The 25,718-nt window shown below is 39.4% G+C and carries 30 protein-coding genes; 18 read left to right on the top strand and 12 right to left on the bottom strand.

The annotated features are described in order from the left end of the window. The first annotated feature begins 79 nt into the window (after positions 1-79). Together Q5794_RS19710 and Q5794_RS19705 are read left to right on the top strand one after the other, a co-directional pair. Positions 80-757, top strand: a complete 678-nt coding sequence (locus tag Q5794_RS19710; protein ID WP_374989238.1) for a putative bifunctional diguanylate cyclase/phosphodiesterase — start codon at positions 80-82, stop codon at positions 755-757. Positions 758-839: 82 nt separating this feature from the next. Then, entirely contained in the window at positions 840-989 is a 150-nt protein-coding gene (locus Q5794_RS19705; protein ID WP_251390505.1) for a hypothetical protein, read from the top strand. Positions 990-1,125: 136 nt separating this feature from the next. Here the strand turns inward: Q5794_RS19705 and Q5794_RS19700 are convergent, their stop codons facing one another. Further along, positions 1,126-2,568: an MDR family MFS transporter gene (locus tag Q5794_RS19700; protein ID WP_374988349.1), complete on the bottom strand. Its 1,443-nt coding sequence runs from the start codon at positions 2,566-2,568 to the stop codon at positions 1,126-1,128. 176 nt (positions 2,569-2,744) lie between these two features. Further along, a complete protein-coding gene (spoIIP, locus tag Q5794_RS19695; RefSeq protein WP_214987346.1) occupies positions 2,745-3,929 on the bottom strand; it encodes a stage II sporulation protein P in 1,185 nt (394 codons plus the stop codon). A 190-nt stretch (positions 3,930-4,119) separates the two neighbouring features. Between spoIIP and Q5794_RS19690 the strand changes: the two genes are divergently transcribed. Then, complete coding sequence (locus Q5794_RS19690) at positions 4,120-4,275, top strand: hypothetical protein (protein WP_214987345.1); 156 nt, start codon at positions 4,120-4,122, stop codon at positions 4,273-4,275. A 22-nt stretch (positions 4,276-4,297) separates the two neighbouring features. Here Q5794_RS19690 and Q5794_RS19685 read toward each other — a convergent pair whose 3' ends face one another. The 4 genes from Q5794_RS19685 to pruA all read right to left on the bottom strand — a co-directional run bounded on the left by Q5794_RS19685 (position 4,298) and on the right by pruA (position 8,443). Further along, on the bottom strand, positions 4,298-4,684 hold the full coding sequence (locus tag Q5794_RS19685) for a VOC family protein (RefSeq protein ID WP_214987344.1): 387 nt from the start codon (positions 4,682-4,684) through the stop codon (positions 4,298-4,300). 226 nt (positions 4,685-4,910) lie between these two features. After that, positions 4,911-5,714 (bottom strand): YwqG family protein, encoded by an 804-nt coding sequence (locus Q5794_RS19680; protein WP_214987343.1) that lies wholly within the window; start codon positions 5,712-5,714, stop codon positions 4,911-4,913. A gap of 173 nt (positions 5,715-5,887) precedes the next feature. Continuing rightward, a complete protein-coding gene (locus Q5794_RS19675; RefSeq protein WP_025750035.1) occupies positions 5,888-6,802 on the bottom strand; it encodes a proline dehydrogenase family protein in 915 nt (304 codons plus the stop codon). Positions 6,803-6,874: 72 nt separating this feature from the next. Then, complete coding sequence (gene pruA / locus Q5794_RS19670) at positions 6,875-8,443, bottom strand: L-glutamate gamma-semialdehyde dehydrogenase (protein WP_374988348.1); 1,569 nt, start codon at positions 8,441-8,443, stop codon at positions 6,875-6,877. A 533-nt stretch (positions 8,444-8,976) separates the two neighbouring features. On the opposite strand from pruA, the gene Q5794_RS19665 reads away from it, so the two are divergent. From Q5794_RS19665 to Q5794_RS19655, 3 genes are all read left to right on the top strand, one after another. Beyond that, entirely contained in the window at positions 8,977-10,371 is a 1,395-nt protein-coding gene (locus Q5794_RS19665; protein WP_214987341.1) for an amino acid permease, read from the top strand. A 40-nt stretch (positions 10,372-10,411) separates the two neighbouring features. Next, on the top strand, positions 10,412-11,800 hold the full coding sequence (locus Q5794_RS19660; RefSeq protein ID WP_374988347.1) for an amino acid permease: 1,389 nt from the start codon (positions 10,412-10,414) through the stop codon (positions 11,798-11,800). Positions 11,801-12,173: 373 nt separating this feature from the next. Next, complete coding sequence (locus Q5794_RS19655) at positions 12,174-12,287, top strand: YjcZ family sporulation protein (RefSeq protein WP_075419294.1); 114 nt, start codon at positions 12,174-12,176, stop codon at positions 12,285-12,287. Positions 12,288-12,327: 40 nt separating this feature from the next. Here the strand turns inward: Q5794_RS19655 and Q5794_RS19650 are convergent, their stop codons facing one another. Further along, complete coding sequence (locus tag Q5794_RS19650) at positions 12,328-13,002, bottom strand: hypothetical protein (RefSeq protein WP_214987338.1); 675 nt, start codon at positions 13,000-13,002, stop codon at positions 12,328-12,330. 97 nt (positions 13,003-13,099) lie between these two features. Here Q5794_RS19650 and Q5794_RS19645 point away from each other — a divergent pair, with 97 nt between their 5' ends. The 4 genes from Q5794_RS19645 to sigH all read left to right on the top strand — a co-directional run bounded on the left by Q5794_RS19645 (position 13,100) and on the right by sigH (position 15,400). Then, on the top strand, positions 13,100-13,639 hold the full coding sequence (locus tag Q5794_RS19645) for a histidine phosphatase family protein (RefSeq protein ID WP_374988346.1): 540 nt from the start codon (positions 13,100-13,102) through the stop codon (positions 13,637-13,639). A gap of 291 nt (positions 13,640-13,930) precedes the next feature. Then, the gene (locus Q5794_RS19640; protein WP_013058502.1) at positions 13,931-14,131 is read left to right on the top strand and encodes a cold-shock protein; all 201 of its coding nucleotides are present in this window, start codon (positions 13,931-13,933) and stop codon (positions 14,129-14,131) included. A gap of 77 nt (positions 14,132-14,208) precedes the next feature. Further along, positions 14,209-14,364 carry a DUF3934 family protein gene (locus Q5794_RS19635; RefSeq protein ID WP_162837669.1) on the top strand — a complete coding sequence of 52 codons (156 nt, stop codon included), beginning with the start codon at positions 14,209-14,211 and terminating at the stop codon, positions 14,362-14,364. A gap of 385 nt (positions 14,365-14,749) precedes the next feature. Further along, the gene (sigH, locus tag Q5794_RS19630) at positions 14,750-15,400 is read left to right on the top strand and encodes an RNA polymerase sporulation sigma factor SigH (protein ID WP_013058500.1); all 651 of its coding nucleotides are present in this window, start codon (positions 14,750-14,752) and stop codon (positions 15,398-15,400) included. A 21-nt stretch (positions 15,401-15,421) separates the two neighbouring features. On the opposite strand, the gene Q5794_RS19625 is transcribed toward sigH, so the two are convergent. Then, positions 15,422-15,850, bottom strand: coding sequence for a hypothetical protein (locus Q5794_RS19625; protein WP_226897309.1), 429 nt, complete (start codon positions 15,848-15,850; stop codon positions 15,422-15,424). 249 nt (positions 15,851-16,099) lie between these two features. Here Q5794_RS19625 and Q5794_RS19620 point away from each other — a divergent pair, with 249 nt between their 5' ends. The 3 genes from Q5794_RS19620 to Q5794_RS19610 all read left to right on the top strand — a co-directional run bounded on the left by Q5794_RS19620 (position 16,100) and on the right by Q5794_RS19610 (position 19,150). Beyond that, on the top strand, positions 16,100-16,552 hold the full coding sequence (locus Q5794_RS19620) for a MarR family winged helix-turn-helix transcriptional regulator (protein ID WP_192995273.1): 453 nt from the start codon (positions 16,100-16,102) through the stop codon (positions 16,550-16,552). Further along, positions 16,521-17,720: an MFS transporter gene (locus Q5794_RS19615; protein WP_214987336.1), complete on the top strand. Its 1,200-nt coding sequence runs from the start codon at positions 16,521-16,523 to the stop codon at positions 17,718-17,720. The genes Q5794_RS19620 and Q5794_RS19615 overlap by 32 nt, the downstream gene beginning before the upstream one ends. A gap of 179 nt (positions 17,721-17,899) precedes the next feature. Beyond that, positions 17,900-19,150, top strand: a complete 1,251-nt coding sequence (locus Q5794_RS19610) for a C40 family peptidase (RefSeq protein WP_214987335.1) — start codon at positions 17,900-17,902, stop codon at positions 19,148-19,150. Between the two features lie 39 nt (positions 19,151-19,189). On the opposite strand, the gene Q5794_RS19605 is transcribed toward Q5794_RS19610, so the two are convergent. Next, complete coding sequence (locus tag Q5794_RS19605; RefSeq protein WP_374988345.1) at positions 19,190-19,729, bottom strand: DUF2199 domain-containing protein; 540 nt, start codon at positions 19,727-19,729, stop codon at positions 19,190-19,192. A gap of 152 nt (positions 19,730-19,881) precedes the next feature. Here Q5794_RS19605 and Q5794_RS19600 point away from each other — a divergent pair, with 152 nt between their 5' ends. The 3 genes from Q5794_RS19600 (at position 19,882) to Q5794_RS19590 (ending at position 21,948) form a co-directional block, all read left to right on the top strand. Next, positions 19,882-20,547, top strand: coding sequence for a sigma-70 family RNA polymerase sigma factor (locus Q5794_RS19600; protein WP_374988344.1), 666 nt, complete (start codon positions 19,882-19,884; stop codon positions 20,545-20,547). A 29-nt stretch (positions 20,548-20,576) separates the two neighbouring features. Continuing rightward, positions 20,577-21,158: an ATP-dependent Clp endopeptidase proteolytic subunit ClpP gene (gene clpP, locus Q5794_RS19595; RefSeq protein WP_013084484.1), complete on the top strand. Its 582-nt coding sequence runs from the start codon at positions 20,577-20,579 to the stop codon at positions 21,156-21,158. A gap of 145 nt (positions 21,159-21,303) precedes the next feature. Next, positions 21,304-21,948, top strand: a complete 645-nt coding sequence (locus Q5794_RS19590; protein WP_192995249.1) for a Bax inhibitor-1/YccA family protein — start codon at positions 21,304-21,306, stop codon at positions 21,946-21,948. A gap of 295 nt (positions 21,949-22,243) precedes the next feature. Here the strand turns inward: Q5794_RS19590 and Q5794_RS19585 are convergent, their stop codons facing one another. Beyond that, on the bottom strand, positions 22,244-22,474 hold the full coding sequence (locus Q5794_RS19585) for a hypothetical protein (RefSeq protein ID WP_214987333.1): 231 nt from the start codon (positions 22,472-22,474) through the stop codon (positions 22,244-22,246). A gap of 200 nt (positions 22,475-22,674) precedes the next feature. Between Q5794_RS19585 and Q5794_RS19580 the strand changes: the two genes are divergently transcribed. Then, positions 22,675-23,127, top strand: coding sequence for a hypothetical protein (locus Q5794_RS19580; RefSeq protein ID WP_192995247.1), 453 nt, complete (start codon positions 22,675-22,677; stop codon positions 23,125-23,127). A gap of 153 nt (positions 23,128-23,280) precedes the next feature. Further along, positions 23,281-23,961 (top strand): hypothetical protein, encoded by a 681-nt coding sequence (locus Q5794_RS19575; protein ID WP_214987332.1) that lies wholly within the window; start codon positions 23,281-23,283, stop codon positions 23,959-23,961. Positions 23,962-24,088: 127 nt separating this feature from the next. Here Q5794_RS19575 and Q5794_RS19570 read toward each other — a convergent pair whose 3' ends face one another. Then, positions 24,089-24,250, bottom strand: a complete 162-nt coding sequence (locus Q5794_RS19570; RefSeq protein ID WP_164796205.1) for a hypothetical protein — start codon at positions 24,248-24,250, stop codon at positions 24,089-24,091. 67 nt (positions 24,251-24,317) lie between these two features. Next, a complete protein-coding gene (locus tag Q5794_RS19565; RefSeq protein ID WP_374988343.1) occupies positions 24,318-25,634 on the bottom strand; it encodes a CitMHS family transporter in 1,317 nt (438 codons plus the stop codon). Positions 25,635-25,718: the final 84 nt, after the last annotated feature.

Below are 25,718 nucleotides of genomic sequence, written 5' to 3'. Positions count from 1 at the left end.
TTAAAACGATCATCATGGAGAATGTGTTAAAGTATATGCGTTAGAAAGAAATGAGTTTCAGCTCGTTTATCAGTCGTTAATTGATTTAAAAACGTCTGATGTCATAGGGGCAGAAGCGCTCATCCGCTGGAGTAGCGCAAAATTTGGTACCGTCTATCCAAATGAATTTTTGCCCATTTTAGAAGAAGTAGGTCTGATTGTGCCGGTTGGAAAGTGGGTGTTAGAAGAAGCGTGTAAGCAAATGAAAACATGGACGGAGCTGAATTCAAAAGCGAGTAAAATAGGAGTGAACGTGTCACCTATTCAGCTGAAATCCTCAAGATTTGTAACGGACATGGAACAAATTTTGAAAGAAACGGGCCTTGAGCTGCACTTTCTTGAACTTGAAATCACTGAAAGCGTTATTCAAAACAGTCAAGAATCGAAAAAAGTGCTAAACCGCCTGCGGAGTCTAGGGATAAAAGTGGCGATGGATGATTTTGGAACGTGCTACTGTTCCCTTAGCTATCTTAAACACTTGCCGATTAATACGTTAAAAATTGATAAATCATTTATTGACGACTTAGATGAAGTCGGAAAAGTGTTAGTGGAAACGATTATTCAAATGGGGAAAAAACTTAACTTTGACTTAACCGCAGAAGGAATCGAAAACGAAGAACAGCTGCAGTTTGTGACGGAACAAGGCTGTCATATCGGTCAAGGCTATATATTTGATAAGCCGCTTTCTCCTGAGAAAATGGGCCGGTTGTTGAATTGAAGGAGAATCAGTTGTACGGAAAGAAGCTCTTTAATAGAGCTTTTTTTATGGTTTTTAATACGATACAAGGAGTGATAAAGCCGTGAAAGAGTATGTCGGAATCTGCACAGTATGTCAAAAGGAAGTGTACTGCTTAGAGGGATTTTTGAACGGCGTGGTTGTCGAAGGAAAGCTTGTGTGCTTTGCATGTGAAGAAAAAGAGAAGTGCGACTTTCATAAAAACAAAAACTAGCTATCTTGGGTAGCTAGTTTTTGTTTCTTCACATACAGTCCGCTCACATAAAGAGAAGAGATTGTATGTGAGATGTTTTCGACTGTTTCCTAATGTTCATTTCGTAGGATTTCCCAAAAGTACATTTTATGGCTATTTATAAAGCTGTTTCCGCTGCGCGCTTTCGTTTCTTTTTTAACGTAAACGTTAAAGGAATCGTCAGGATTACAATAACCGTTGTTAAAAAGAACACGTCATTCATGCCAAGGCTCATTGCTTGTTCATGAAGCATCGTATCTTTGCTATTTATGTGCTGAAGCTCCTTTGTATGAACAAAAGTACGAGAAGCAAGAATGGCGCTGAATATGCCTATTGAAAAAGAGCCGATTACTTGTCGCGTCCAGTTATTGATAGACGAGGCGTGCCCAGAGTATTCTTTTGGAATAACGCTCATTCCGACATTATTAACAGGCATGTGGGAAAAAGCGGTCCCGACATAGCGAATGCCCATCCATAAAGAGAGATATATAAATGAAGACTGCGGCGTTAACGATTTAAATTTCCACGTGGCAATTCCAATTAAGACAATTCCGATAAAGCTAAGCCACATGGGTCCTACTTTTCCATAAATTTTCCCGATAAGTAATGTAAAAAGAATCATGGCTAACGAGCCGGGAAGCAAGATCAATCCCGTATGTAAAGCAGAAGCGTGCTGAACGCTTTGAGAAAAGACGGGAATCAAAAACGTGCTGGAATATAAGCTGATACCAATAACACAGTTTAAAATGACGCTGTAGGTGTACCGTGTATATTTAAAAACACGCAAATTTAACAGAGGCTCTGATGTCCGAAGCTCCCAAAAGATAAAAAGAGATAAACTGATAAGACCTAATAAAAGAAGAAATATTGTTTTTCCATCGAGCCATCCCCAGCTGTTACCTAAGCTAAATGCGACAAGAAGAGAGGCGCTGCTGACGATAACCGTGACAAATCCAACCGCGTCAAATGACTTCACTTGGCTTAAGCGATAGTAAGGAACAAAGCGAGCAGCGATGATAATGGCGATAATCCCGATTGGAAGATTCATTAAAAACAGCGATTTCCAGCCGAAATATTCGGTCATCAAGCCTCCTAAAGTAGGGCCAAATGCAGGAGCAAACATCGCAGATACGCTCCAAAGACTAATTGCAAACGTTTGTTTTTCTTTTTCAATTACCTGATAAATAATCGTCATAGTAGTAGGCATGACAATTCCGCTGCAAATTCCCTGTAAAATTCGAAAGGTAATAAGCGACTCAATATTCCATGCGGCTGCGCATAAGCTAGAAAACAAAGTAAAGCCAATGAGTGTATATACGTATAGTTTTTTATAGCTTAGTTTATCTCCTAAATAGCCGACGATAGGCGCGATTATTCCAGTTGCTAGCATAAAGCCAGTCACTGCCCACTGTGCAGAGCTTAAATTTGTTTCAAAGTGACTCATTAAAACGGGCAGAGCAACATTGATGGTAGAAGTGCTTAAAATAGCTAAAAAATTCCCAAAGAAGACTGCTAAAATGATGGGCCAAAAAGGTGCTTGTTTTGTACTGTACACATTCATATGTTCTTAACTCCTATACATTGTGATAAAGTTCGTCTTTATAAACAAGTATACTTATAATATTACGTTGACGTAAAGGTTAGAATATATGCAGGTGAAGAACAAAACATGACAAAATAAAGAGAGAAAGCTGTCTTATCAGTCACTTCATGGGACTTCAAAGACAGCCATTCTCTTTACTGCGCATTCACTTTTTCAGCTTGCCAGTAATACTCGCTGAACACATCTGAAAAAGCTTTGACGGTATTTGTTAGTTCTTCCATATTGTTATCAACGCCTCCTACTTCAATCAAAATGGAACGGTCGGATAAGTCTTGATTATACAAGCCGTTATTGCCGCTTGTTTTCTTTTTGCTTAATACTCCGCGGCTAAGACCTGGATATTTTTTCTCAAGCTTTTCATGAATCGCTTTGGCCATTTTAACATTTTCATCAAATTTCGGGTTTGCTTCACCTAATACAATCATCATTTTAGCGTACGATTTGCCGTTGATAGTAGCCGTTGTTTTTTCTTGTCGCAGTGAATCACGATGAATATCAATTAAATAATCGACGTCTTTGTTTTGCTGAAGCGCTGTTTCCACCACACTTCGAGACATCGTATAGGCTCGTCCTGTACCCCAGCCTTTTTCATTCAGTTTTTGAGTCATGTTGGTTGTATCTACTTCTGAGCCAATTCCATCTGCTTTTAATTCCATACCTAGCATTTGACCAACGAGCGTGATGTTGGTTTTGTTATCAACGGCTTTATCTTCGTTCGCTTCACCTTGCATCCCGAGTAAAGGAAAATAAGATTCCCAGCTGTGCGTGTGGTAGATGTATACGACTTTTTTGTCTCCTGTGCTTTGCTTGGCCTGTGTTTGAGACTGTTTTTTACTTTCTTCGTACGTTTTGCTTTCAGCAGGATCTAAATCACGCTCTCCGGAAATGCTTTCGAGCGGAGGAGCCGATTCATGGGGAATGGTTGTATAATCGGTTCCTTCACCGGCTAGTAGAATATGAGAATCAAAAATAGAAAAGCCGGGCAGTTCTGATCCAAATAAACTTCGTGCATCCGCCACGCGTATATTAGTCGCAAGCTGTAAAGAGACAGAAGAGAGGGCAGGCGGGGAGAAATCTTCTTCAAATGCATGAGAAAAATGATGGTTTTCCGTATGCATGAGGTAAAACAGACTTTGGGCTTTATAGTTTGATAGCGCTTGATAGACAACGTTTGAGCGCAGCGTATGCTGAAGAGTTGAATACGTGACGGTAAAAATAGCGGCAGACGTTAACAGAACAAATAGTATAGCTATAATTAACGATTTATAAGAAAGAATCCAAAAAAGCTTTTTCGGCTTTTCAGTGAACTTGTTTTTCATAGAATGAACCTCCTCTAATGAAATTTTAAAATCAGTGGATGAGAACTCTGAGAGGAGAATGTTATGTATCTACTATTTACTCTATTAAAAAGAAAAAGAAATATGATAGAAACCATGATATTTAACACAACATAAAAAAGTTCGTATTGGGTAATACTGTAAAAAAACAGTGCGTATTGGAGCTGGTTAGATGAACGATTCATGGATCTATCATCATTTTATTAATACACATTTATTTCCTTTAGCACTGTTTGGAGTGGCATTTTGTGTACTTGGGCTATTGCTGTACATGCTGTGGAAAGAAAAGCAGAAAGAAGGACCCAAAAAAACAAGAGCTCTTAAATAAGAGCTCTTGTTTTGTCGAACATTCAGCTAGAAAAAGGGAGGTTCACTTTTTCTAAAAACTCCATTCGGTTGCCAAAAGGATCATCGACGTAAATTCTTTCAGCACCGGGGAGATTTTTATCTTCTATAAAAGAAATATCAAGATTAGTCAGATGCTGTTTTAACGCAGTGATGTTTTTAACATAAAATCCCGGGTGCGCTTTTTTTGCGGGTGAAAAGGTATGTTCAACACCAATATGCAGTTGATAAGATCCAAATTCAAACCACACACCGCCGCGTTTTTTTAGACTTTCCGGCTTTTCGATTTCTGTTAAGCCAAGAACGGTTCCAAAAAAGTGTCTTGCTTCGCTCTCTGAATTTGGTGGTGCAGCTAGCTGAATATGATCAATGTGCGTTAGTGTAAAAGTCATAAACATTCCCCCTTGAATAGTAGACTACATATCAAGCTTACGTGATGTGTCTGTGTAAAAAAATGACAAAAAAATAATCGTTTTCATAAGAAAAACTTATAAAAGAAGCAGTATTATATATCCACATAAATCCAAATTAGGTATATTTTATTTTGTTACTGTTTAGTAGAATTGGAGATTAACATGGAATATCACTATACGTTAACAAAAGATGAGTACGTTGCTTTTAACAGCAATCCCAGTTGTATAAAACATCCCTAAAGTTACGGTTGCGAAGATCTTCTTCTTTAATGAAGAAGTTTGCCACTCCCGCATCGCCAAACATAATATCCGCTTCGTCGTCCATGGCGAATTGAAGAAGCAAAACATCGTATGCTCTCAGCACTTCATCGTAGTCTCGAGGATCGCTTTGAGTGAAAAAAGCGTATCCGCCCATTTTATGATACTCGCCCGTAAGCTCATCCCAGTAAATTTCTTCAGTTTCTTCATCGTCAAATAAATCTGATTCTATATCATTATATCGATAGTCAGTAGGGGAAACGGGTTCGATTTTTATTTCAAACTGTAAGCCTACTTCTTGAGGAATAGGGAACATATCTCGGTCAATGTCTTCAAGATACGTAAAATCGGTTGTTAGCTTTTTTTCGTCAGTTGTTACGTCTTCATAAAAAACGACGCGAAAGTCTTTTTGAGCCGTAGGATGGTCAAAATCAAGACCGTACATATCGCCGGTGCTTTCGTTATCAGCTCCGCAAATGAAAAATTGAAGCATGCCTTGAATGGGCATATTTTCATAGGAAGGTACTTCAGAAAAATTGATTTGTGCCATCAGGAGCATCGGCTTGCCCTGAGAATCAAGAGGATGATTTGCTTCTAGAGGAAGGTAAGGGTTGCCGCCAAACTTGCTTTCATATAATTTTGGACTGTTCATGACCGTATTGATGTGGATGTAAGGCTTACATGTTTTTTCAATTTCTTTTCGGTAAGGTTCTAGCTTAGGAGGCAGTGCCAATTTTGATAGAGGATTCATATGTACTCTCCTTTTTGTTTAAAATAAAAAGAACATTTGTTCGTATTTTTATTTTACCTTAATACATATTGAAAGGGAAGAGAAATCGTATAAAAAAATCCCTTTGCAGAAACATCTACAAAGGGCACAAAGAAATGATAGCGTTTTCATTAAAGAACTTACTAAATGACTGCTTATTTAGAAAAGAAACCTTTTAAAGCAAATGCGACGTTTTGCGGTCTTTCCGCTAAGCGGCGCATAAAGTAGCCAAACCAGTCGTTGCCAAATGGAACGTATACGCGCATTGTATAGCCTTCTTTTGCAAGGCTAAGCTGCATGTCTGTGCGGAATCCGTACAGCATTTGAAATTCAAACTGCGTGCGCGGGATGTTGTTTTTGTGAGCGAACTCTTTTACTTTTGCAATAATATTGTGGTCGTGAGATGCAATAGCCGTGTATGTTCCGCTAAGCAGATGCTCTTCAATAATTCGCATATAGTTCTCATCAATTTGGGCTTTATCTTGAAACGCCACGGTTGGTGATTCTTGATACGCGCCTTTTACTAACCGAAGAGGAATGCCTTTTAGCTCTTTTACGTCTTGTTCAGCGCGGAACAGGTAAGCTTGAATAACCGTTCCAACATTATCAAACGTCTCGCGAAGCTCTCGTAAAATATCTAGCGTCATTTGACAGTGAGCGTAGTCTTCCATGTCGATTCGGACGAAGTTATCGTATTTTTTCGCCGTTTCAAGAATGCGGCGCATGTTCTCAACGCAAAAACTGCGGTCAATATCCAAACCAAGCTGCGTCATTTTGACAGATAAGTTGCACGTTACACCGGCTTGCCCCATAGCTTCCAGCGTTCTGACATTATATTGAGTTGCTTCGATAGCTTCTTCTCTGCTTGAAACAAATTCCCCTAAATGATCAAGCGTACAAACAAGTCCTTTTTCATTCAATTCCCGTACTTTTTTAATCGCATGTTCAATTGTGTCGCCAGCTACCACTTGAGCTGCACCAAAGCGAAGACCCCATTTTTTCGCCGCTTTGTTTAGCGCTTTATTTTGGGAAGCGTGAAGAAACACATTTTTAGATACCTCTGCTAACATAAATATCTCCCCCTATAGAAAAAATCCCTTGTTGTTTTAAGATAGAGCAGCCTAGGGCTGCTCTACTGAGTATTAAAGCGTTGTGCTTGTTGTTTTTGCTTGCAGATGCAGAATCAAGTAATCAGGACCGCCAGCTTTTGAATCTGTTCCTGACATATTAAATCCGCCAAACGGCTGGTACCCAACGATGGCACCTGTACAACCGCGGTTGAAGTAAAGGTTTCCGACGTGGAACTCTTCTTTTGCACGCTCGATGTGCTCAGGCGTATTTGAAAGAAGGGCACCTGTTAAGCCGTAGTCTGTGTTGTTCGCAATTTCCATCATATGATCGAAGTCGCGCGCTTTGCAGAATGCTACGACTGGGCCGAAGATTTCTTCTTGCATTAAACGTGCTTTTTCATCTACATCTGCAATGATCGTAGGCTGAATGAAGTAGCCTTTTGAATCATCTGCTTCTCCGCCCGTCATTAAACGGCCTTCTTCTTTACCGATTTCAATGTACTTTGTAATTTTGTTGAAAGAAGCCTGGTCAATAACAGGTCCCATATACGTATTTACATCTTCAGGACTGCCCATTGTTAATGTTTTTGTCAGCGCAACTGCTTTTTCAAGAACGATATCGTATACGTCTTGGTGAACAACCGCACGAGACCCTGCTGAACACTTTTGTCCAGAGAAGCCAAATGCTGAATACACAATAGAAGAAGCAGCTAAATCTAAATCAGCATCCTTATCTACAACGACCGTGTCTTTACCGCCCATTTCAGCAATAACGCGTTTTAGCCAGATTTGACCAGGCTGTACTTTTGCTGCGCGTTCATAGATGCGGCAGCCTACTTCACGCGAACCTGTAAATGAAACAAAGCGTGTTTTTGGATGATCTACTAAATAGTCGCCAATTTCGCTTCCGCTTCCCGGCACGTAGTTCAGTACGCCGTCTGGAAGGCCAGCTTCTTTCATTACTTCTACAAATTTTGCTGCGATAACCGGTGTATTGTTAGCCGGTTTTAATAGAACTGTATTTCCTGCTACGATTGCTGCTGCTACTGTTCCAGCCATGATCGCTAACGGGAAGTTAAACGGTGAAATAATAACGCCGACACCAAGCGGAATGTAGTTAAATTTATTTTCTTCACCGTCGCGGCTTTCAACCGGCGCACCGTCTTTTAGCTGCACCATTTGGCGAGCGTAGTATTCAAGGAAGTCAATTGCTTCTGCTGTATCAGCATCTGCTTCTTTCCACGGTTTTCCGGCTTCTTTCACAAGGTAAGCTGAAAATTCATGCTTGCGGCGGCGAATAATGTCCGCTGCGCGGAAAAGAATATCTGCTCGTGCTTCCGGCGCTTCTTTTTTCCAAGTATTAAAGGTAGAAAGTGCTGCTTGCATTGCTTTTTCAGCCAAGTCTTGATCTGCTTTTGACACGCGGCCGATAACTTCTGTTTTATTTGCTGGGTTAATGGACTGAATTTGATCTTCTGTTGTAATTAATTCTCCGCCAATTACAAGAGGATAGTCCTTGCCAAGCTCTGATTGTACAAGTTCTAATGCAGATTCAAATGCATCTTTGTTTTCTGCAACCGTAAAGTCTGTGAAAGGCTCGTGTTTGTATTGTTTGATTTCGTTGATATTCATTGTGTTCATTTTCATTACCCCTTTTTTAGAAAATTTGCAACATAATTAATATTCTAACACCCTATACCTGTATTATAATCACCTTATTATCGTTTTGTACATAGTTTTTTAACAAAAATGTTCAAAAAAATTTAAAAATAAACACTTTTGTTTAAAGGACCAATGAATCTATGGTTTTTATAGTGATTTTGAACAAAACGAAAAGAAAGGAGTGTCGGTAAAGTATAAGAAAAGATGTTTTGAAGTGAAGAATTACGATAGGGGAAAGAGTTTATAGTTAGTAAATTAAAATGATCTTCCTTTCAAAAAAAACAATAGACAAAGTTGTTCAAGATAAATTATCATATAATTCGAAAAGTAATTTTTGTCGAATGAAGCTGGCTCTTGAGTCAAGTGAAGGCTTCATTTGAATGTGCAGATAGAGGGAGGGTAGGAAAACAGCAGTTATTTGTCCACATTTTTGTAAGGGCTTACATATTTAACGCGCGATGCGAAGAACGTGTAATTCTGTAAATGACGGTTCCTATAAGGAGGATTTTAACATGAGTCATCAACCGCCTGAGTTAAAAAAAGAATTAAAAATTCGACACATAACCATGATTTCTTTAGGAGGAATCATTGGTGCCGGTTTGTTCATTGGAAGCGGATCGCTCATTAACGCAGCAGGTCCAGGTTCCATCTTTTCATACGCGTTTGCCGGTTTACTGGTGATTTTAGTTATGCGAATGCTGGGAGAAATGTCTACAGCTAATCCTTCGAGCGGCTCGTTCGCCACATACGCCAGAGAAGCGCTTGGGCCGTGGGCCGGCTACACAATCGGCTGGCTATACTGGTTTTTCTGGGTCATTGTTATTGCAGTTGAAGCGATTGCCGGTTCAACTATTATTCAATATTGGTTTCCGTCTTTACCATCTTGGGGTGTGAGTCTGATCCTAACATTTTTATTAACTTTAACGAACTTATACTCTGTTAAATCATTTGGTGAATTTGAATATTGGTTTTCACTCATTAAAGTGGTTAGTTTAGTGCTGTTTTTACTTTTAGGAGGAGCGATTATCCTCGGTTTAATACCGGGAGTAGAGTCTCCAGGAGCGTCGAACCTTCTTCATAGAGGCGGATTTCTTCCAAACGGAATCAGCTCTGTCTTTTTAGGAGTGGCGATTGTAATGTTTTCTTTTATGGGAACAGAAATTGTCGCAACAGCGGCTGGAGAATCAGCTCAGCCTGAACGAGCGATCACCATCGCAACAAATACCGTTATTTATCGTATTTTATTTTTTTATCTTGGGTCAATTTTAATCTTGGTAACTATTCTTCCATGGGATTCTTCAAGCTTGATGAAAAGTCCGTTCGTTTCGATTTTAGAGCTAGTAAACGTCCCGGCAGCGGCTCAAATTATGAACTTTATCGTACTGACTGCTGTTTTGTCCTGCTTAAATTCAGGTCTATACACGAGTTCTCGTATGCTGTACTCAATGGCGCAAAAAGGAGACGCGCCGCGCATGTTTTTAAAAGTGAATAAAAAAGGCATTCCGTTTAATGCCATTGTAGGATGTACCGTGATTTCTTACATCAGCGTTGGTTTTAACTATCTTTCACCTGATAAAATCTTTTTATTTTTAGTAAACGCATCGGGAGGCGTAGCGCTTCTTGTGTACCTTGTTATTGCTTTTTCGCAGCTTCGCATGAGAAAAAAATACGAAAAAGAAAAGCCGGAAGCCTTAAAAATCAGAATGTGGCTGTTTCCTTATTTAACGTATGGAACGATCGCGGCGATCACAAGTATCTTTATTGCGATGGCATTTATTGATTCACTTCGCACTCAGTTTTATCTCACGCTGCTGATTGCAGTATTTGTAGTGTGTTCGTACTTCTTTATGAAAAAGAAAAAAGATAATAGTTCCCTATCAGGACAGGGGAATAAAAGAATTTCTTAATAGAAGAGAAAACCATCAGTAGTGGCTAGGAGGAAGCGAATTGGCAAACAAAGAGTTAAAAAGAGGGCTTGAATCTCGTCATATTCAAATGATTGCCCTTGGAGGAACAATTGGCGTAGGGTTATTCATGGGTTCAGCAAGCACGATTAAATGGACGGGGCCATCCGTCCTGCTTGCGTATGCCATTTGCGGCATTTTTATTTTCTTTATTATGCGTGCAATGGGTGAGATGCTTTACTTAGAGCCAAGTACGGGTTCATTTGCGACATTTGGCCATAAATATATTCATCCGTTAGCTGGCTACATCACGGCTTGGAGCAACTGGTTTCAATGGGTGATTGTCGGCATGGCAGAAATTATTGCCGTCGGAGCTTACATGCAGTACTGGTTCCCGCATTTGCCGGCGTGGGTTCCGGGAATTGTTGCGATGATCATTCTCGGTGCGGCAAATTTAATTTCGGTGAAATCCTTCGGAGAGTTTGAATTTTGGTTTGCGATGATTAAAATCGTGACGATTGTTCTCATGATTATTGCTGGTCTTGGCCTTATTTTCTTCGGTCTTGGAAACGGCGGAGAAGCGCTTGGACTGTCGAATTTGTGGGCAAACGGCGGTTTCTTTACAGGCGGATGGTCAGGATTTTTCTTTGCTCTGTCGCTTGTTATTGCTGCATATCAAGGAGTAGAGCTTATTGGAATTACAGCAGGAGAAGCAAAAGACCCTAAAAAAACGTTAACAAGCGCGATTCAAAGCTTGATTTGGCGTATTTTAATTTTTTATATCGGCGCCATCTTTGTGATTGTAACGGTGTATCCGTGGAACGAGCTGGATTCGCTGGGCAGTCCGTTTGTTTCTACGTTTGCTAAAGTAGGAATTACAGCAGCTGCGGGAATTATTAACTTCGTGGTTATCACAGCGGCAATGTCTGGGTGCAACAGCGGAATTTTCAGCGCAGGACGTATGCTTTATACTTTAGGTGTGAATGGACAGGCTCCTGCATTCTTTACAAAGGTTTCTCGAAACGGCGTGCCTATTTATAGTACCGTTGCAGTGATGATCGGCTTAGCAGCGGGCGTTATCTTAAATTATATGGCACCGCCAAACGTTTTTGTGTACGTGTACAGTGCGAGCGTGCTTCCAGGTATGATTCCGTGGTTTGTGATTCTTATCAGTCAAATGCGTTTTCGAAAAGCAAAAGGAGCGGCGATGGATCAACATCCATTTAAAATGCCTTTTGCCCCTGTGACAAACTATGTAACGATTGCTTTTTTACTTATGGTGCTTGTAGGTATGTGGTTTAACGACGAAACGCGCATATCGCTGATTGTCGGCATTATCTTTTTAGCGATTGTCGTGCTGAGCTACTATGTACTAGGTATCGGTAAGCGCACGGAAGCACGGTCTTCTGAAAGACGTAAGCTAGTGAAATAAATGATTTTGTAAGAAAGGCTGAAAAACATTTTAGTTTAAGGAGAAGATCCGAACGATGAATGTAACGCGTTCGGATTTTTTTATTGGTATGGTGAACGTAAGTTTCAGCTCATGTATCTCATTTGTTTGTCTTTAGATTGGATTGATTTTGTTATGTCTTAATCTCTTTTGGACAGAGGAGAAGAAGCGAAGTCAGCGCTTTTCTTAGGCTGTTTTCTTCTTTTATTAATGAGGTGCATGGCAAGAAGGAAAAAGAAAAAAGAAAAAATTAGAGTCAAAAGGGCGTGTTCAGGCATAAGATAATCCAACTCAAGCGAAATGCAAGCGGCGTTTTTCTTGAGGAAAGAGTAATTAAAGAAAAGGAAGTGTTCGTATGTCTGGAAACCCTGGATATGGTCATGGATCTGGTTTTGCTTTATTAGTTGTATTGTTTATTTTATTAGTGATCATCGGCTGCAGCTGCTACGGCGGAGGCTTTGGCTGGTAATTCACTCATTTCAAAAGCCCTATAAGGGCTTTTTCTATACTTATAAATAACGTTTTTTCCCTTTTTGATAAATGTTTACATGAAAACCGTTTACTTCACTCATAAAGATTTTAGAAGGAAAATCTGCTGTTTTGACAGATGAAGTGATTTCGACAGTTTGATACGTTTTTGGTTCCAACCTAACAGTATGAAGCTTAGGTTTATTCATCATCACTAAAAAAGGGGTATCTTCTTTAAAATAGGAGCGTTCATCCAGTGCTACTTCAAACGTAATAGGTTTTGAGCTGCGATTTTCAAATGAAAGGTCACAGGTGCCCGTTAATACGGTTTCTTTTTTATTTCTCTCAAATGTACAAACGCTGTTTTCCGCATCGTAAGAAATGGCATACATGCCTGGTAATACGATCTTTTGCATCGCTTCAACCATATGACCAGGACCCGATATGACAATAAACGCAGCTAAAATCGTTAGTTTTAAACGATGCCGATTTAAACTTTTGTAAAGGGCAAAAAGACCAAGTAAAAGTATAATTCCCCAAGCATTGCTAGCATATTGAATTCCCGTCATTGTTTCTTCATTTCCATAGATGGGAAGGCCTAAAAAAGAAAAGACAGAATGACTGAGCGGCGTTGAATTAGGAAAAGGGATGTTTAAAATAAAAACAGCTAGTAAAAAGGTGAGTCCTTTTATCAAAAGTGATCGTTCACGAATCATGTTGTTCCTCCTTAGCTATAAATCACGTATTATTATATACTATTATTATCTTATTTTGTAATTAATGGTTATTTTGCTGCGCGTGGAGGAAAGATGAATGAAAACTTTTTTATTAGTTAGGCATTGTGAAGCAGAAGGGCAAGAAGCAAAAGCATCACTGACTGAACAAGGCATACAGCAAGCCCAGCAGTTAATGGATTATTTGAACAAGCTGAGTTATCCCATTGATAAAATTATTTCAAGTCCGTACAAACGAGCCGTTCAAACAATTGAACCTTATGCAAAAGATACAGGTCTGCCTCTTCATATAGATACAAGGCTAGAAGAAAGGCGTTTAAGCGGACAGCCTCTTTTCAACTGGATAGAAGTATTGAAAAGAGCTTTTGATGATATAGACTTTAAGGTAGACGGAGGAGAATCGACCAAAGAAGCCGCGGTACGTGCTTTAGAGCTGTTTAAAGAAATAATGAATGAAAAACAGAAAACGACTCTGTTTGTTACGCACGGCAATTTGATGACGTTAATCCTCAGATATTTTGATCCGAAGTTTGGGTTTGGTGAATGGTCGCGTTTAACAAATCCGGATGTATATCAAATCGATGAAATAAAAGATTTTTCTATGCATTTGTGCAGATGATAAGTTTAGCTCAGTATAAAAACCTTATGCCGCATCACAATCCAGAAATGTTGGTAGTCTCAAAGCTGCCCCGTAGGCTTTTAGCAGATACATAATTAGTATAAAGTCTGTCTTAGAACAGAAACTTGCTATTTCTAAATTGATATGTTACACTAAGGTTAATTATTTTTGTTCGGTATGAAATTGAAAGAAGAGAAATATTCTTCAATAGAAATTTTTATCTGGAAATAGTACGATTGAGCAAGGGTAGTAATATATGTGTGGAGTAATTCCACCACTGGAGGAAATAGTATGACTGAAGGTACAGTAAAATGGTTTAATGCAGAAAAAGGTTTCGGTTTCATCGAAATTGAAGGCGGAGAAGATGTATTCGTACATTTCAGCGCAATTCAAGGCGACGGATTCAAATCTTTAGACGAAGGTCAAAAAGTGACTTTCGACATCGAGCAAGGTCAACGCGGTGCACAAGCTGCTAACGTTGTAAAAGCATAATTTTATGCAATCCAAAAAAGACTCCGACTTTGGACGGGGTCTTTTTTTATTGTAGCAAACACGCAGGTAACGGAGGAATACGTATGAGTAAAGCAAAAGGTAAAGGCGGCACGGGGCGAGGCACCGGCAAAAAAGGGTGGAACCGCTGGCAGGCGAGTGCAAAAAAGAAGAAAAATGCAAAGCCTTATAAAAGCAAGGGAACAAAAAATGCTGATAAGCCGGAAGGCAACTAATCCTATATGCGCAGTATCATCTGCAACTTCGACTTACTCTGCTTGAGTAAGTTTATTTAATATGGAAGTATTTTTTTATTGCTTTTTTGACAGATTGCTGTCACTATATGAAATAATAAAATGATTTGTGTGAATTTTCTATAAAAATTGATTTTTTTTGCAAGCACTTTCATATTTCGACAACCTTTTTGATTTTTATCGTTTATACTTCTTTATAATAGATTATAGAAAGATGCAGGGGAGCATAAAGTGAGAGAGGAAAGCGACAGTTTACTCTGTACGCTTTTTACGTTTCTGGACCGTATTGCAGTAGCGTCGTAACAAGTAGATCATGCATCAGTTTAGAACACATCAAAACTCAACTAAGTGTAACGGGGGGATATGAGTGAGCGTAGGCATCGTAATTGAAAAAGTTCAAAATTATGCTATGTTAGAAGATCATGTTTTGGTTGAAATGGTTCATAGTGGAGACGAAAAATCATTAGAGTATTTAATCAACAAGTATCAAAATCTTGTAAGGGGAAAAGCAAGAAAATACTTTTTGATTGGTGCTGAAAAAGAAGATATCGTCCAAGAAGGAATGATTGGACTGTACAAAGCAATTCGCGACTTTAACGAAGACAAGCTAACATCTTTTAAAGGGTTTGCGGAGTTATGTATCACAAGACAAATCATTACGGCAATTAAAACGGCTACTCGTCAAAAGCACGGTCCGTTAAATTCGTACATTTCATTGGACAAGCCTCTGTATGATGAAGAATCAAACTATACGCTGATGGATATGATTCCTGGCGATCAAATTGCTAATCCGGAAGCGGTGCTGATTCATCAAGAAAAAGTGGAAGACCGCGAATTAAAAATTGCGGAAACACTTAGTGAATTGGAAAGAAAAGCATTGACGCTGTATATGGACGGCCATTCATACGCTGAAATTTCGAAAGAATTAAATACGCACGTCAAGTCAATTGACAACGCGCTGCAGCGTATCAAAAGAAAGTTAGGTCGAGACGTAGAAAGCAGACAAGCTATTTCATAATAGGTAAAAAACAGCCGGACCTCAAAGGGGTTTCGGCTCTTTTTCACGGTCTTTTAAAATGTCTTGAATAATTTCAATATGAACAGAAGCCCACGATTGTTCACGGAAATGAAGAAACACGCTTGGAATGAGAATAAAAACATACAGCACGACAAAAATAATCCAAAGCCAGCTGCCGTCTTTAAATAAAAATTGCTGGAGCCGCTGCGAAAATAAAAAAAAGAGCCAAGGCAAGGCAGAAACAAGGATGGGAATGACGCCGGAGCCGTTTTTTTCTTTGGTCATTCGGTAATAAACTTTTCGCAAAGTAGCGCTGTCGAGCGTAAGGTAAAGCTGCCGGATTTCTTCTATTTCCGCTAATTCATCAATTTCTTCTGCGTTTTGGTGTTGATGAGCCGCTTTTTTCAGTTTAAGGTAGACTTTATGAGCATCGCCGCGCAGTGAAAACATATACCAGCCTCCCGCATATTGTTTCGTCTTCTTTAACAGAGTTTGCAGGTGCATGTAAATATATACAAAAAGTTTCGTGATACGAAAGAATAAGAAAATAGAAGTGAAAGCGTAAATCATTAGTAGAAATTTAGAGAAAATAGCTGTTTTTCGCTCTTTTTTGCCGCCTTTACACATTGACTAGCAGCACATATACTAATAAAAGAACAATTAGTTACCTAGGTAAATAAAAGTGTGAGGTGAGAAAAAGTGAATAACTTGGTGTTTCATGAGCTTCATCAAAAGTCGAGGTTGTCTATTAAAGAAGTAAATGAAGTGTTAAAAGCGTACGGGCTATACAGCTCACAGTATTCGATTTTATTTTGTTTAAAGCGATTCGGCTCGATGACGCAGACAGAGATTTGGCAGTATTTAAATGTCGAAGCGCCAACGGTTACGCGAACGTTAACAAGGCTTGAAAAAAGCGGATGGATCGTTCGAAAAGCAGGCAGTGATAAACGAGAGCGCATCGTTTATTTATCTCCTCAAGCGAAGAAAAAGCTTCCGGAAATTCAAGAGGAAATAGAACGTTTGGAAGAAAATTTGCTGATTGCTTTATCCGACAGCGAACAAGATCAGCTTATTTCGTTATTAAAGAAAATTTGTAAATCTACAGAAAAGGGTGAAATGAATGACGAACCAGCAGGAGCCAATCTGGACTAAAAGCTTTATCAGCATTGCAATTACCAACTTTTTTATTTTTGTCGTGTTTTATGCATTGCTGACGCTGCTGCCGATTTATGTATTAGACGCCTTAGAAGGCACGAGTACGCAGGCAGGGCTTGTTGTTACCATCTTTTTATTATCTGCGATTATTGTTAGACCATTTTCAGGGAAAGTCATTGAAAACATTGGAAAGAAAAAAACGCTTGTATTTAGTACCCTCATTTTTGCGCTTTCTTCCTTCTTATATATGTTCATCCACCATTTTAACGTGCTTTTATTACTGCGCTTCTTTCAAGGGATTTCATTCAGCTTAGCAACAACCGTCACCGGAGCGATTGCAGCGGATTTAGTGCCCGCTAAACGACGAGGAGAAGGGCTTGGCTACTTCGGAATGTCAATGAACTTAGCCGTTGTTGCAGGGCCGTTTTTAGCATTAACGCTTCATCAATACATGGCATACAACATTATTTTCCTTGTATTTGGCGTGATTATGCTCGTTGGCTGGCTGTGCGGAATGATGGTCAAAAATCTTCAAGAAAACGCTGCTCCGTCAGTAAATAAATCATTTTCACTGAGCGATTTATTTGAAAAGAAATCCATGCCGATTTCATCTGTAGGTATTCTCGTTTCTTTTTCGTATGCAAGTATTATTTCTTTTATTTCTGTGTACGCACAGTCGCTTGGATTGATTAAAACAGCAAGCTTTTTCTTTGTCGTATTCGCAGCTGCGATGCTGATTTCACGACCGTTTACAGGAAGATTATTTGATAAATCTGGACCAAACATTGTGATTATTCCATCATGTATTGTCTTTGCGATTGGTCTATTTAGCTTAAGCCTTACACATTCTTCTTGGATGCTGCTGTTTTCAGGTGCGTTAGTAGGTCTAGGCTACGGAACGCTGCTTCCTAGCTTCCAAACGCTTGCGATTCAAGCGGCGCCTGCTCATCGAAGCGCATATGCAACTGCCACGTTCTTTACGTTTTATGATAGCGGTATTGCGGTTGGTTCATTTGTATTAGGAATTGCAGCAGGTGCTTTAGGGTATTCAAAACTGTACTTTGCGCTTGGTATTTTTGTTCTTTTGATTACACTTTACTACAAGTGGATTGCAAATTTACGTCAAAAACAAAAAGCAGCAAATATCCAGGTGGGCATGAAATAAAAAAGCTCGGCGCCATACGCGCCGAGTTTTTTTCTGGATTTTTTACAGGACTTTGGAAGGGAAGCATATTTAAGCCAAAAGGTACTAGCCAATTCCTATCCATCTGCACGATACTTTAACAGAGGAACCATTTACATATAAAACTTCTTGGATGAAATAAAAAACAAAGGAGAACAAAGATGAAAGTAATGAAACCTCTTATGGTCACAGCGTTAGGGCTTAGTCTTGCCACTTTTTATGAAGGCGCTTTTCCTCCAGAAAAAGCCGTGCAAGTACAGGCTGCTACAGATGAAAATGTGATTGCTGACAAAGCAAAAACGTATGAAGGAGCGGATTATACGTCTGGAGGAGAGACGCTAAGCGAAGGGTTTGACAGCTCTGGCTTCGTTCAATATGTATTTAAGCAAGCGCTTGATACAACGCTTCCTCGTTCCGTGAAAGAACAGTCAGAGCTTGGAACAGATGTCGATAAAAATGAGCTGCAGGCAGGCGATGTATTGTTTTTTGACACCGATGAAAACGGTGAAGTGGACGTAGCCGCTATTTATATCGGAGACGATGAGATGATTTATGCATCTTCTTCAGACGGAAAAGTCGTTGTGAAAAACATTTCAAGCAGCGCGTATTGGTCATCACATTTCGCCAAAGCAAAGCGCATTACAGGAGCACCGGAAATTGCAAAAGATAATGAAGTTATTGCAGAAGCGCTAAAGCATCTCGGCACACCATATGTATTTGGAGGCGAGTCGCCAACGGACGGTTTTGACTGTTCCGCATTTGTTGCATATGTATTTCAACACGCATCGGACGTGTACCTTCCGAGATCAACCGATCAGCAGTGGCAAGTTGGAGAAGAAGTTGCTCGCGCAGATTTAAAGCCAGGAGACGTTATCTTTTTTAAAGACACGTATCGTGAAGGGATTTCACACGTCGGTATCTACGCAGGCGGCAATCAGTTTATTCATGCCAAGCGCAGCGAAAATGTGACGGTGGATTACCTGACAAGCAGCTACTGGACGTCTAAGTACGCAGGAGCAAGACGCTACGATGACTTATCGCTGTCAAAAGACAATCCATTTGTGACGGAATCTCTTAAATATGTAGGAGAAGTACCTTACGCACAAGGTGGGACAAGCCCTTCTACAGGCTTTGATACGGCTGGTTTTGTTCAATACATTTACAAAGAAGCAGATGGAAAAGACATTCCGCGCTATGCGAGTCAGCAGTGGGAAGCAGGGGAAACTATTTCACAATCTGACTTGAAGCCGGGAGATCTCGTCTTTTTTGAAGGAAGTTCACTTATTCCATCTATCTACATTGGAAATGATTACGTCGTTCACGTATCTACATCTGAGGGCGTGAAAATTACAAACTATAAAGTAGACAGCTACTGGGCGCCTAAATACTACGGAGCAAAGCGCATGCCATAAAGGTAAAAAAACAAGACAGTCTGGGGCTGTCTTGTTTTTTTAATAGGTAGTCAATTGTTTTTGTATATCTTTGATTCGCTCTAGCGTTATCCCTTCCCGCTGCTCGACGGCTAAAGGGTGATCGGTTGGCTCTAACTCGATGAGCGGTCTTGTTCCAACAGATCTTGTATGCACATTTGTTTTTAAATTTAACGTTTCGGGATAGCCTGGAATTGAAACTGAAAACCAGCCGAAATAAGGCGGTTCATTTTCTCTTTTGTCACTTTCCCATAAATCTGTCATTCGATGGAAATTTTCTTCGCTTAAAGAAACCCATATGTTCCAAGTGAAAAATTCTTCTTCATTAAGAACAGGAATTTTAACACAGCCTCTTACGAAAAAATGTTCTTGGTTCATGATACAAATCTCTGAATATAGTTCAAAGTCGTTTTGTCTTTCATCGTCTGACGCGTCATAATAGTAAAAAGGAGCTTCACTTGTATAGCTCATAGGCAAAGCAGGCTGAGGGTATTCACAGGTTAAGTCTTTATAGTGAAGTTTGTTCGTTTTCTTCTTGCCATATAATCGTCTTCTTCGCATATTATTTTAGACTCCTCAGATAAAAGTATCTTCATTATAATACAAAAAAATGACTGCTTAAGCGTATAATGTGTAAAAAAGTTTGATTCCCCGTATCTTTTGAACTTCCTTTAATCGTTTAGTAAATAGAGAGTGCAAAAGGAGTGAAAATTATGTCACATTCAAAAAAAATTGAAACACAAACAGAAAGCTTTGACGATGCCTGCTGGAACGAGCATTACCCAAAATTACAGCAGTACTGCCGTTTTTTAACGCAAAATGCGTGGGATGGAGACGATATTGCCCAAGAAACGTTTTTAAAAGCTCAGCGATATAAAGGTGAAGAGCACAAGCTGTCTTCCGCGCTGTTAAATAAAATTGCGTATCATCACTGGATTGATCTGCTGAGAAAACGAAAGCGTGAAGTAATAGCCGGAGAAGAAGCTTTGGACCAACAAGACGACAAGCAGGCGTTTGATATGAAAGGACACTCTGTTGAACTGCTTCTTAGTCAGTTTACGCCGAAGCAAGCGGTTATCTTTTTCTTAAAAGAAGGATTCCGCTATCAGGTGAAAGAAATCGCTTCGATTTTACAAACGTCAGAAACAGCGGTGAAAAGCAATTTGCATCGTGCTAAGCAGCGGTTAGAAAAAGACGGTGAGCCGTTTTCCACAGATTCTTTTTGGAATGAAAAAGAACGTAAAGAGCTGTCAGAGCTTTTTTATAAGACGCTAGAAGTGCAGGATCCAGCACTTTTGATTCAAGCTTTGCCTTCCTTAAAAAGCGTCATTCAAAAACCAACGTATACTCCGACGTGCACTCTCTGCATGGCTGCATAGCCATATTACGTGTGATAAGGAGGATATATATGAGTACAATTCCATATGTAATTGAACAAAGTAATCGCGGTGAACGTTCGTATGATATTTATTCGAGGCTGTTAAAAGACCGAATTATTTTAATTGGTGATGAAATTAATGATCATATTGCCAACAGTGTGGTCGCACAGCTCTTATTTCTCGCCGCAGATGATCCTAAAAAAGATATTTCACTTTATATTAACAGCCCCGGAGGTTCGACTTCAGCAGGGTTTGCGATTTATGATACCATGCAGTATATCGAGCCGGATGTGCAAACGATTTGCACGGGCATGGCTGCTTCTTTTGGCGCACTGCTTCTCCTAGCAGGAGCAAAAGGAAAGCGCTATGCACTTCCAAATAGTGAAGTTATGATTCATCAGCCGCTGGGAGGGGCTAGAGGGCAGGCGACTGAAATTGAAATTAGCGCCCGGCGGATTTTAAAATTGAAGCAGCATATTAATGAAATCATATCAACACGAACGGGACAGCCGGTTGAAAAAGTGGCAAACGATACGGAACGAGATTATTTTATGAGTGCTGAAGAAGCAAAGACTTACGGAATTATTGACGGTATTCTTTTGCCGAAATAAAGGTATAACAAGTAAGCATAGACGGCAGCGTCTATGCTTACTTGTCTATAAAAATAAGAAAAAAGACCTTAGTATTATCTTTATTTTTCTTAAAAAGGTAGGTATTATATAAAATATAACAGATTTTAGAAAGAAGGTTTTACACATGCAAGAAGTGATTGGAGTAGAGCAGCGGTCTCTGTTTCAAAAAGTATTAGTAACATTTATTTTTTCGTTATTTATTTCCACAGTTGGCTTATACGTAGGTCAATATGTGCCGCCGGCTTATTTTATTCCGTTAGCGATTGCTGAACTTGTGATGCTGGTTGCGGCATTTATGTTACGAAAGAAAAAAAGCGTAGGATACGGTTTTACATATGCGTTTTCATTTATATCAGGCATCACGCTGTTTCCGATTGTTAGCCACTATGCCTCAGTAGCGGGAGCGGAAGTCGTTCTTTATGCGTTTGGAAGCACGTTCGTTATTTTTACGGTGATGGGTGTAATTGGCGCAAAAACAAAAAAAGATCTAGGGTTTTTAGGCAGCTTTTTATTAGTGGCGCTGTTAGCATTAGTGTGCATCAGCATTTTCTCGCTGTTTAGTCCATTAACAACGCCTGGACTCATGGCATTTTCAGTGATTGGTACCATCGTTTTCTCACTTTATGTGCTGTATGATTTTAATAAAATGAAGCACGGTGAAATCACAGAAGAGCTTGTTCCGATTTTGGCACTGTCTTTGTATTTAGATTTTATTAATCTATTCATCAACTTGCTTCGTTTTTTCGGTATTTTAGGAAGCGATGATTAAAACGAAAGAGGCTGGGACAAAAGTGTTTTAGCTGAAGGAAGATCCGAACGGTGAAGATTCTTGATGGAGAATCAACTTCGTTCGGATTTTTTATTGGTAGGGTGAACGTAGGTTTAATCTATTTAGTTGCTTCTAGCTGTTGATTGAAGGGCAAGGCGAAGACTCCCGCGGAAAGCAAAGTCTTGCACGGCAATCAACAGCGGCCTAATAAGCAAGCCATAATATATCATTTGCTCAATTTTCTCTTCTTTAGATTAGAGTGGTGTAGTTATGTCTCAATCTTTTTTTGTTTTAGTTATTCTCCTCCATCTCCATTAACGTCATTCTCGGTTTTTTCATAATTTGGACCGGTAGCGTAAGGCTCTTTCAACAGTTTGCCAAGCCACGTGGAACTTGTAGCAACAACGCCGTTTTTAGCGTGAATAAATTCACTGATTGTATATATTTCAACGACTTGCTTTCGATATTTCTGAAATAAAAATGCGCTGGCAACAACGCCAATGCTAATGATTACATACGTATTCACGAAAGCCTCCTTATAAAAGGGTTAGTGTTATGTATGCCGGCGAGTAAAAGGATATGCTCGGAACATTGTAAACAAACAGATTGATGTAAATCATAATTGTTACGATTTTTAATGGTTTCCCTTATGGATATTTTTGGTATTATATATTTGTAATGAAAAATAAGATGAGGAGAAGAGCCAGTCTTAAGAGGAGGGGAAGTATGAATAAAGTAGCTATTACATCGTTATTCTTTTTCTTACTAGTTGGTTGCAACCAAGAAAAGGTAAATGTATCTACACCTAATGATGAGCAAGTTCCAGTGTCAGGAAGCATTGTGGTTAATGATAAAGAGTACGAAATGTCAGTAGGAGAATATGAATGGAACGGTGACGATGGTGCGCACATAACCAAAACGGATTCTTACTCACCAAAAGAGGTTGCTAAAGAATTTGATGACCTTACGCTAGAGAAAGGTACCAAAGTTAAAATTCTACTAAAAAACAATCCAAAACTTACTGTTTATCAACTAAACCAAAACAATCAAAAAGAAAAAATTACGATAAAGAATAATCGTATTGAAGTGTCTTCAAAGAGCGGTTACTATCTTTATGAAGTATCTGGGAAATGGCCTCATGGAAAAGCAACTTATTTATTTGATGGGAATATAAAATAGCTAGCTAATTGCATATTGGTGAGTTATAGTAAATGGTTATACATGCATGAACCTAAAACAAGTTCGTTTAGTGGTGTAAGCCTTTGAAAAAATGGTAGTATAGAGCATGTCTGGTACATAGAGAACGTAATTTTTTTGGAAGGATGCATGTTAGTGGTGAATTTTAAAGAGTTTTTTACTATTTCTTCGTATGAAGTAATGGAGCATTTGAGTCGAAAAGAAAACGGAAAGAATATAGATGAATATGAAGTGATGCTGTACAACGAAAACATCAGTCAAACGGAAAATGTAAAAATCAAATTCAAAAAGACGAACGATGAAATAGAAGCGGAAAAGGTACAAACGCTCTCTTATTTTAATAAACAGCGTCCTAAACAACCATGTGCGATTTGCAGAAGCGAAATGATGGTAAAAGAGAACAGCAGCGAAGAACCAGAAGTTTATGTACATGATTGTTCATTTAACAGTGAGGAAATAGAGGATTGTTTAAGGGAACTAGTACAAAATGAACTTTTGCAGGATGAATTTACTCAAGAAGAATTTGACCGGAACTATGGAGTTAATTACCGTGATGACAGTAATAAAGAATATGGCTTTTACGACGCGCAACAACGAAATACTTTTTATACCATCTTTAACGATAGTGTTTATCACACTTCCTACGCAGGACCACAAGAGTTACGCTGTAAGTTTTGCGGGATGGATGAAGAGCTGCTTGTCGTAGACGGAGCCTTCTACCAAAAGTGCGCAGTGCTAACTCCACATACCAATCGAATTATTGATATGATTGAAGCAAGAAAACAAAATGAACCGGACGTACCAAAAAGCTTATGAGAGTAAAGGTGCTGGCAGCTGCTTTATAACCTTCTTGGTAGGAGTTTGTAAAAAACATAAAAAAAGAAGCTTCCTTTTGAGCGAAAGGAAGCTTATCAAGTTTGTACCTATAGGGTTGAGTACACAATTAAATAGCTATCGGAATAACCGATGAATCATTAAAGTAAACAACTTCTGAAAGAATACTGCAGCCTTTCAGCTTTTTGAGCTGACTAAGTGCTTCTTCCTTACTGTCAAACTCGTACATTTTCATTTCACCTTTTCCTACATAACACGTAATTACATACATTTTAGAAGTACCTCCACCTATCATTTATCAATTTATTAATAAAAAGCCATAACGGCTTTTATTCCTATTAAAATAGCGTAAGTGCGCCTGTGACAATAGCAAGGACAATCAGAACAAGAGAGGTTAAAACTGCCCATTTAAATGCAAAGCGCTGATGTTCACCAAGATCAACACCTACCATACCTACAAGTAAGAAAGTAGACGCAACGAGCGGACTTAACAGATGAACAGGTTGTCCGAGTACTGAAGCCCGCGCAATTTCCAACGGATCAATTCCGTAAGAAGCAGCTGTTTCAGCGAATATTGGTAAAACACCGAAGTAATAAGCGTCGTTACTCATCACAAATGTAAACGGCATGCTTGTTAAAGCAACGATTGTCGGTAAAAACGAACCGAGTGAATCAGGAACTAAATGAATTAACAGGCTTGCCATTTCGTCAACCATTTTAGTGCCGGATAGTATTCCTGTAAAAATACCGGCTGCAAAGACAAGGGCTGCAACGGTTAACGCGTTGCCTGCATGAGCCATTAAACGTTCTTTTTGATCCTCGAGTTTTGGATAGTTAATCATAAGAGCAAGCGCAAAACCAATCATAAATAAAACGGAAACAGACCAAATGCCAGAAACTAACACGACCATGAGTGCAATGGTTAAAGCTAAGTTAATCCAGATTTTTTTAGGCTGTGTAATATCTTCTTGAGAAGTTAAAGATGCATCTTCAGCAAACGCAAGCGAGCTTTTTAATTCAAACTGCTCGATGTCAATAGCACCAAGTCGTCTGCGCTCTTTTTTTCCAAGAATATAGCCTGTAAAAACAACCCACAAAGCTCCGCCAATTAACGTTGGAAGAAGTGGAATAAAGAACTCTGATGCATCGAGGTGAAGGGCGACAATCGCACGAGTAGCCGGGCCTCCCCAAGGCGTCATGCTGCTCATAATACTAAGAGAAAGCATCGCAACTGTCGTTAACACTAACGGACTCATATTCAGGCGTTTATAAAGTGGAAGAAGAGCAGAAACCGTAATCATATAAGTGGTTGTACCGTCTCCGTCTAGTGCAACTAAAAGCGATAGAAGAGCCGTTCCGATGACGATTTTGAGCGGATCGCCTTTTACGATTTTTAACAGCTGCTTAATTAATGGATCAAACAGTCCGGCATCAATCATAACCCCGAAGTATAAGATGGCGAACAGCAGCATCGCAGCTGACGGAGCTACTTGTTTTAGCCCTTCTAGCATCATGTCTCCGACGCCTTTGCCAAACCCTCCAATCACCGCAAAAAGAAGTGGAATGACCATTAAAGCTACGATAGGAGACATCCTTTTTGACATAATGAGATACGTAAAGACAATAATCATTGTAAAACCTAGTAGTGCTAGCATTCAAACAACCTCCTTTATTTTCCCTCTTTTCTTTGAAAGCGTTTTCTTTTAGAGTGAAAAAACGTGACTAACATCTCTCATCCC

The sequence above is a fragment of the Priestia megaterium genome, from assembly GCF_041941685.1.
GTDB classification, from domain to species: domain Bacteria; phylum Bacillota; class Bacilli; order Bacillales; family Bacillaceae_H; genus Priestia; species Priestia megaterium_C.
The sequence above is the reverse complement of the archived record's forward strand: the minus strand, read 5'-3'. Positions and strand labels throughout refer to the sequence as shown.

Bases quoted from the DNA above. Each gene is read 5' to 3' on its own strand.
- spoIIP (WP_214987346.1), bottom strand. From the start codon at position 3,929: ATGAAAAACAAGTTCACTGAAAAGCCGAAAAAGCTTTTTTGGATTCTT.
- Q5794_RS19675 (WP_025750035.1), bottom strand. From the start codon at position 6,802: ATGTTAGCAGAGGTATCTAAAAATGTGTTTCTTCACGCTTCCCAAAAT.
- pruA (WP_374988348.1), bottom strand. From the start codon at position 8,443: ATGAACACAATGAATATCAACGAAATCAAACAATACAAACACGAGCCT.
- Q5794_RS19580 (WP_192995247.1), top strand. From the start codon at position 22,675: ATGAATAAAGTAGCTATTACATCGTTATTCTTTTTCTTACTAGTTGGT.
- clpP (WP_013084484.1), top strand. From the start codon at position 20,577: ATGAGTACAATTCCATATGTAATTGAACAAAGTAATCGCGGTGAACGT.
- Q5794_RS19700 (WP_374988349.1), bottom strand. From the start codon at position 2,568: ATGAATGTGTACAGTACAAAACAAGCACCTTTTTGGCCCATCATTTTA.
- Q5794_RS19665 (WP_214987341.1), top strand. From the start codon at position 8,977: ATGAGTCATCAACCGCCTGAGTTAAAAAAAGAATTAAAAATTCGACAC.
- Q5794_RS19625 (WP_226897309.1), bottom strand. From the start codon at position 15,850: ATGTTTTCACTGCGCGGCGATGCTCATAAAGTCTACCTTAAACTGAAA.
- Q5794_RS19570 (WP_164796205.1), bottom strand. From the start codon at position 24,250: ATGTATGTAATTACGTGTTATGTAGGAAAAGGTGAAATGAAAATGTAC.
- Q5794_RS19605 (WP_374988345.1), bottom strand. From the start codon at position 19,729: ATGCGAAGAAGACGATTATATGGCAAGAAGAAAACGAACAAACTTCAC.
- Q5794_RS19645 (WP_374988346.1), top strand. From the start codon at position 13,100: ATGAAAACTTTTTTATTAGTTAGGCATTGTGAAGCAGAAGGGCAAGAA.
- Q5794_RS19655 (WP_075419294.1), top strand. From the start codon at position 12,174: ATGTCTGGAAACCCTGGATATGGTCATGGATCTGGTTTTGCTTTATTA.
- Q5794_RS19680 (WP_214987343.1), bottom strand. From the start codon at position 5,714: ATGAATCCTCTATCAAAATTGGCACTGCCTCCTAAGCTAGAACCTTAC.
- Q5794_RS19650 (WP_214987338.1), bottom strand. From the start codon at position 13,002: ATGATTCGTGAACGATCACTTTTGATAAAAGGACTCACCTTTTTACTA.
- Q5794_RS19685 (WP_214987344.1), bottom strand. From the start codon at position 4,684: ATGACTTTTACACTAACGCACATTGATCATATTCAGCTAGCTGCACCA.
- Q5794_RS19565 (WP_374988343.1), bottom strand. From the start codon at position 25,634: ATGCTAGCACTACTAGGTTTTACAATGATTATTGTCTTTACGTATCTC.
- Q5794_RS19600 (WP_374988344.1), top strand. From the start codon at position 19,882: ATGTCACATTCAAAAAAAATTGAAACACAAACAGAAAGCTTTGACGAT.
- Q5794_RS19610 (WP_214987335.1), top strand. From the start codon at position 17,900: ATGAAAGTAATGAAACCTCTTATGGTCACAGCGTTAGGGCTTAGTCTT.
- Q5794_RS19690 (WP_214987345.1), top strand. From the start codon at position 4,120: ATGAACGATTCATGGATCTATCATCATTTTATTAATACACATTTATTT.
- Q5794_RS19590 (WP_192995249.1), top strand. From the start codon at position 21,304: ATGCAAGAAGTGATTGGAGTAGAGCAGCGGTCTCTGTTTCAAAAAGTA.
- Q5794_RS19615 (WP_214987336.1), top strand. From the start codon at position 16,521: ATGACGAACCAGCAGGAGCCAATCTGGACTAAAAGCTTTATCAGCATT.
- Q5794_RS19640 (WP_013058502.1), top strand. From the start codon at position 13,931: ATGACTGAAGGTACAGTAAAATGGTTTAATGCAGAAAAAGGTTTCGGT.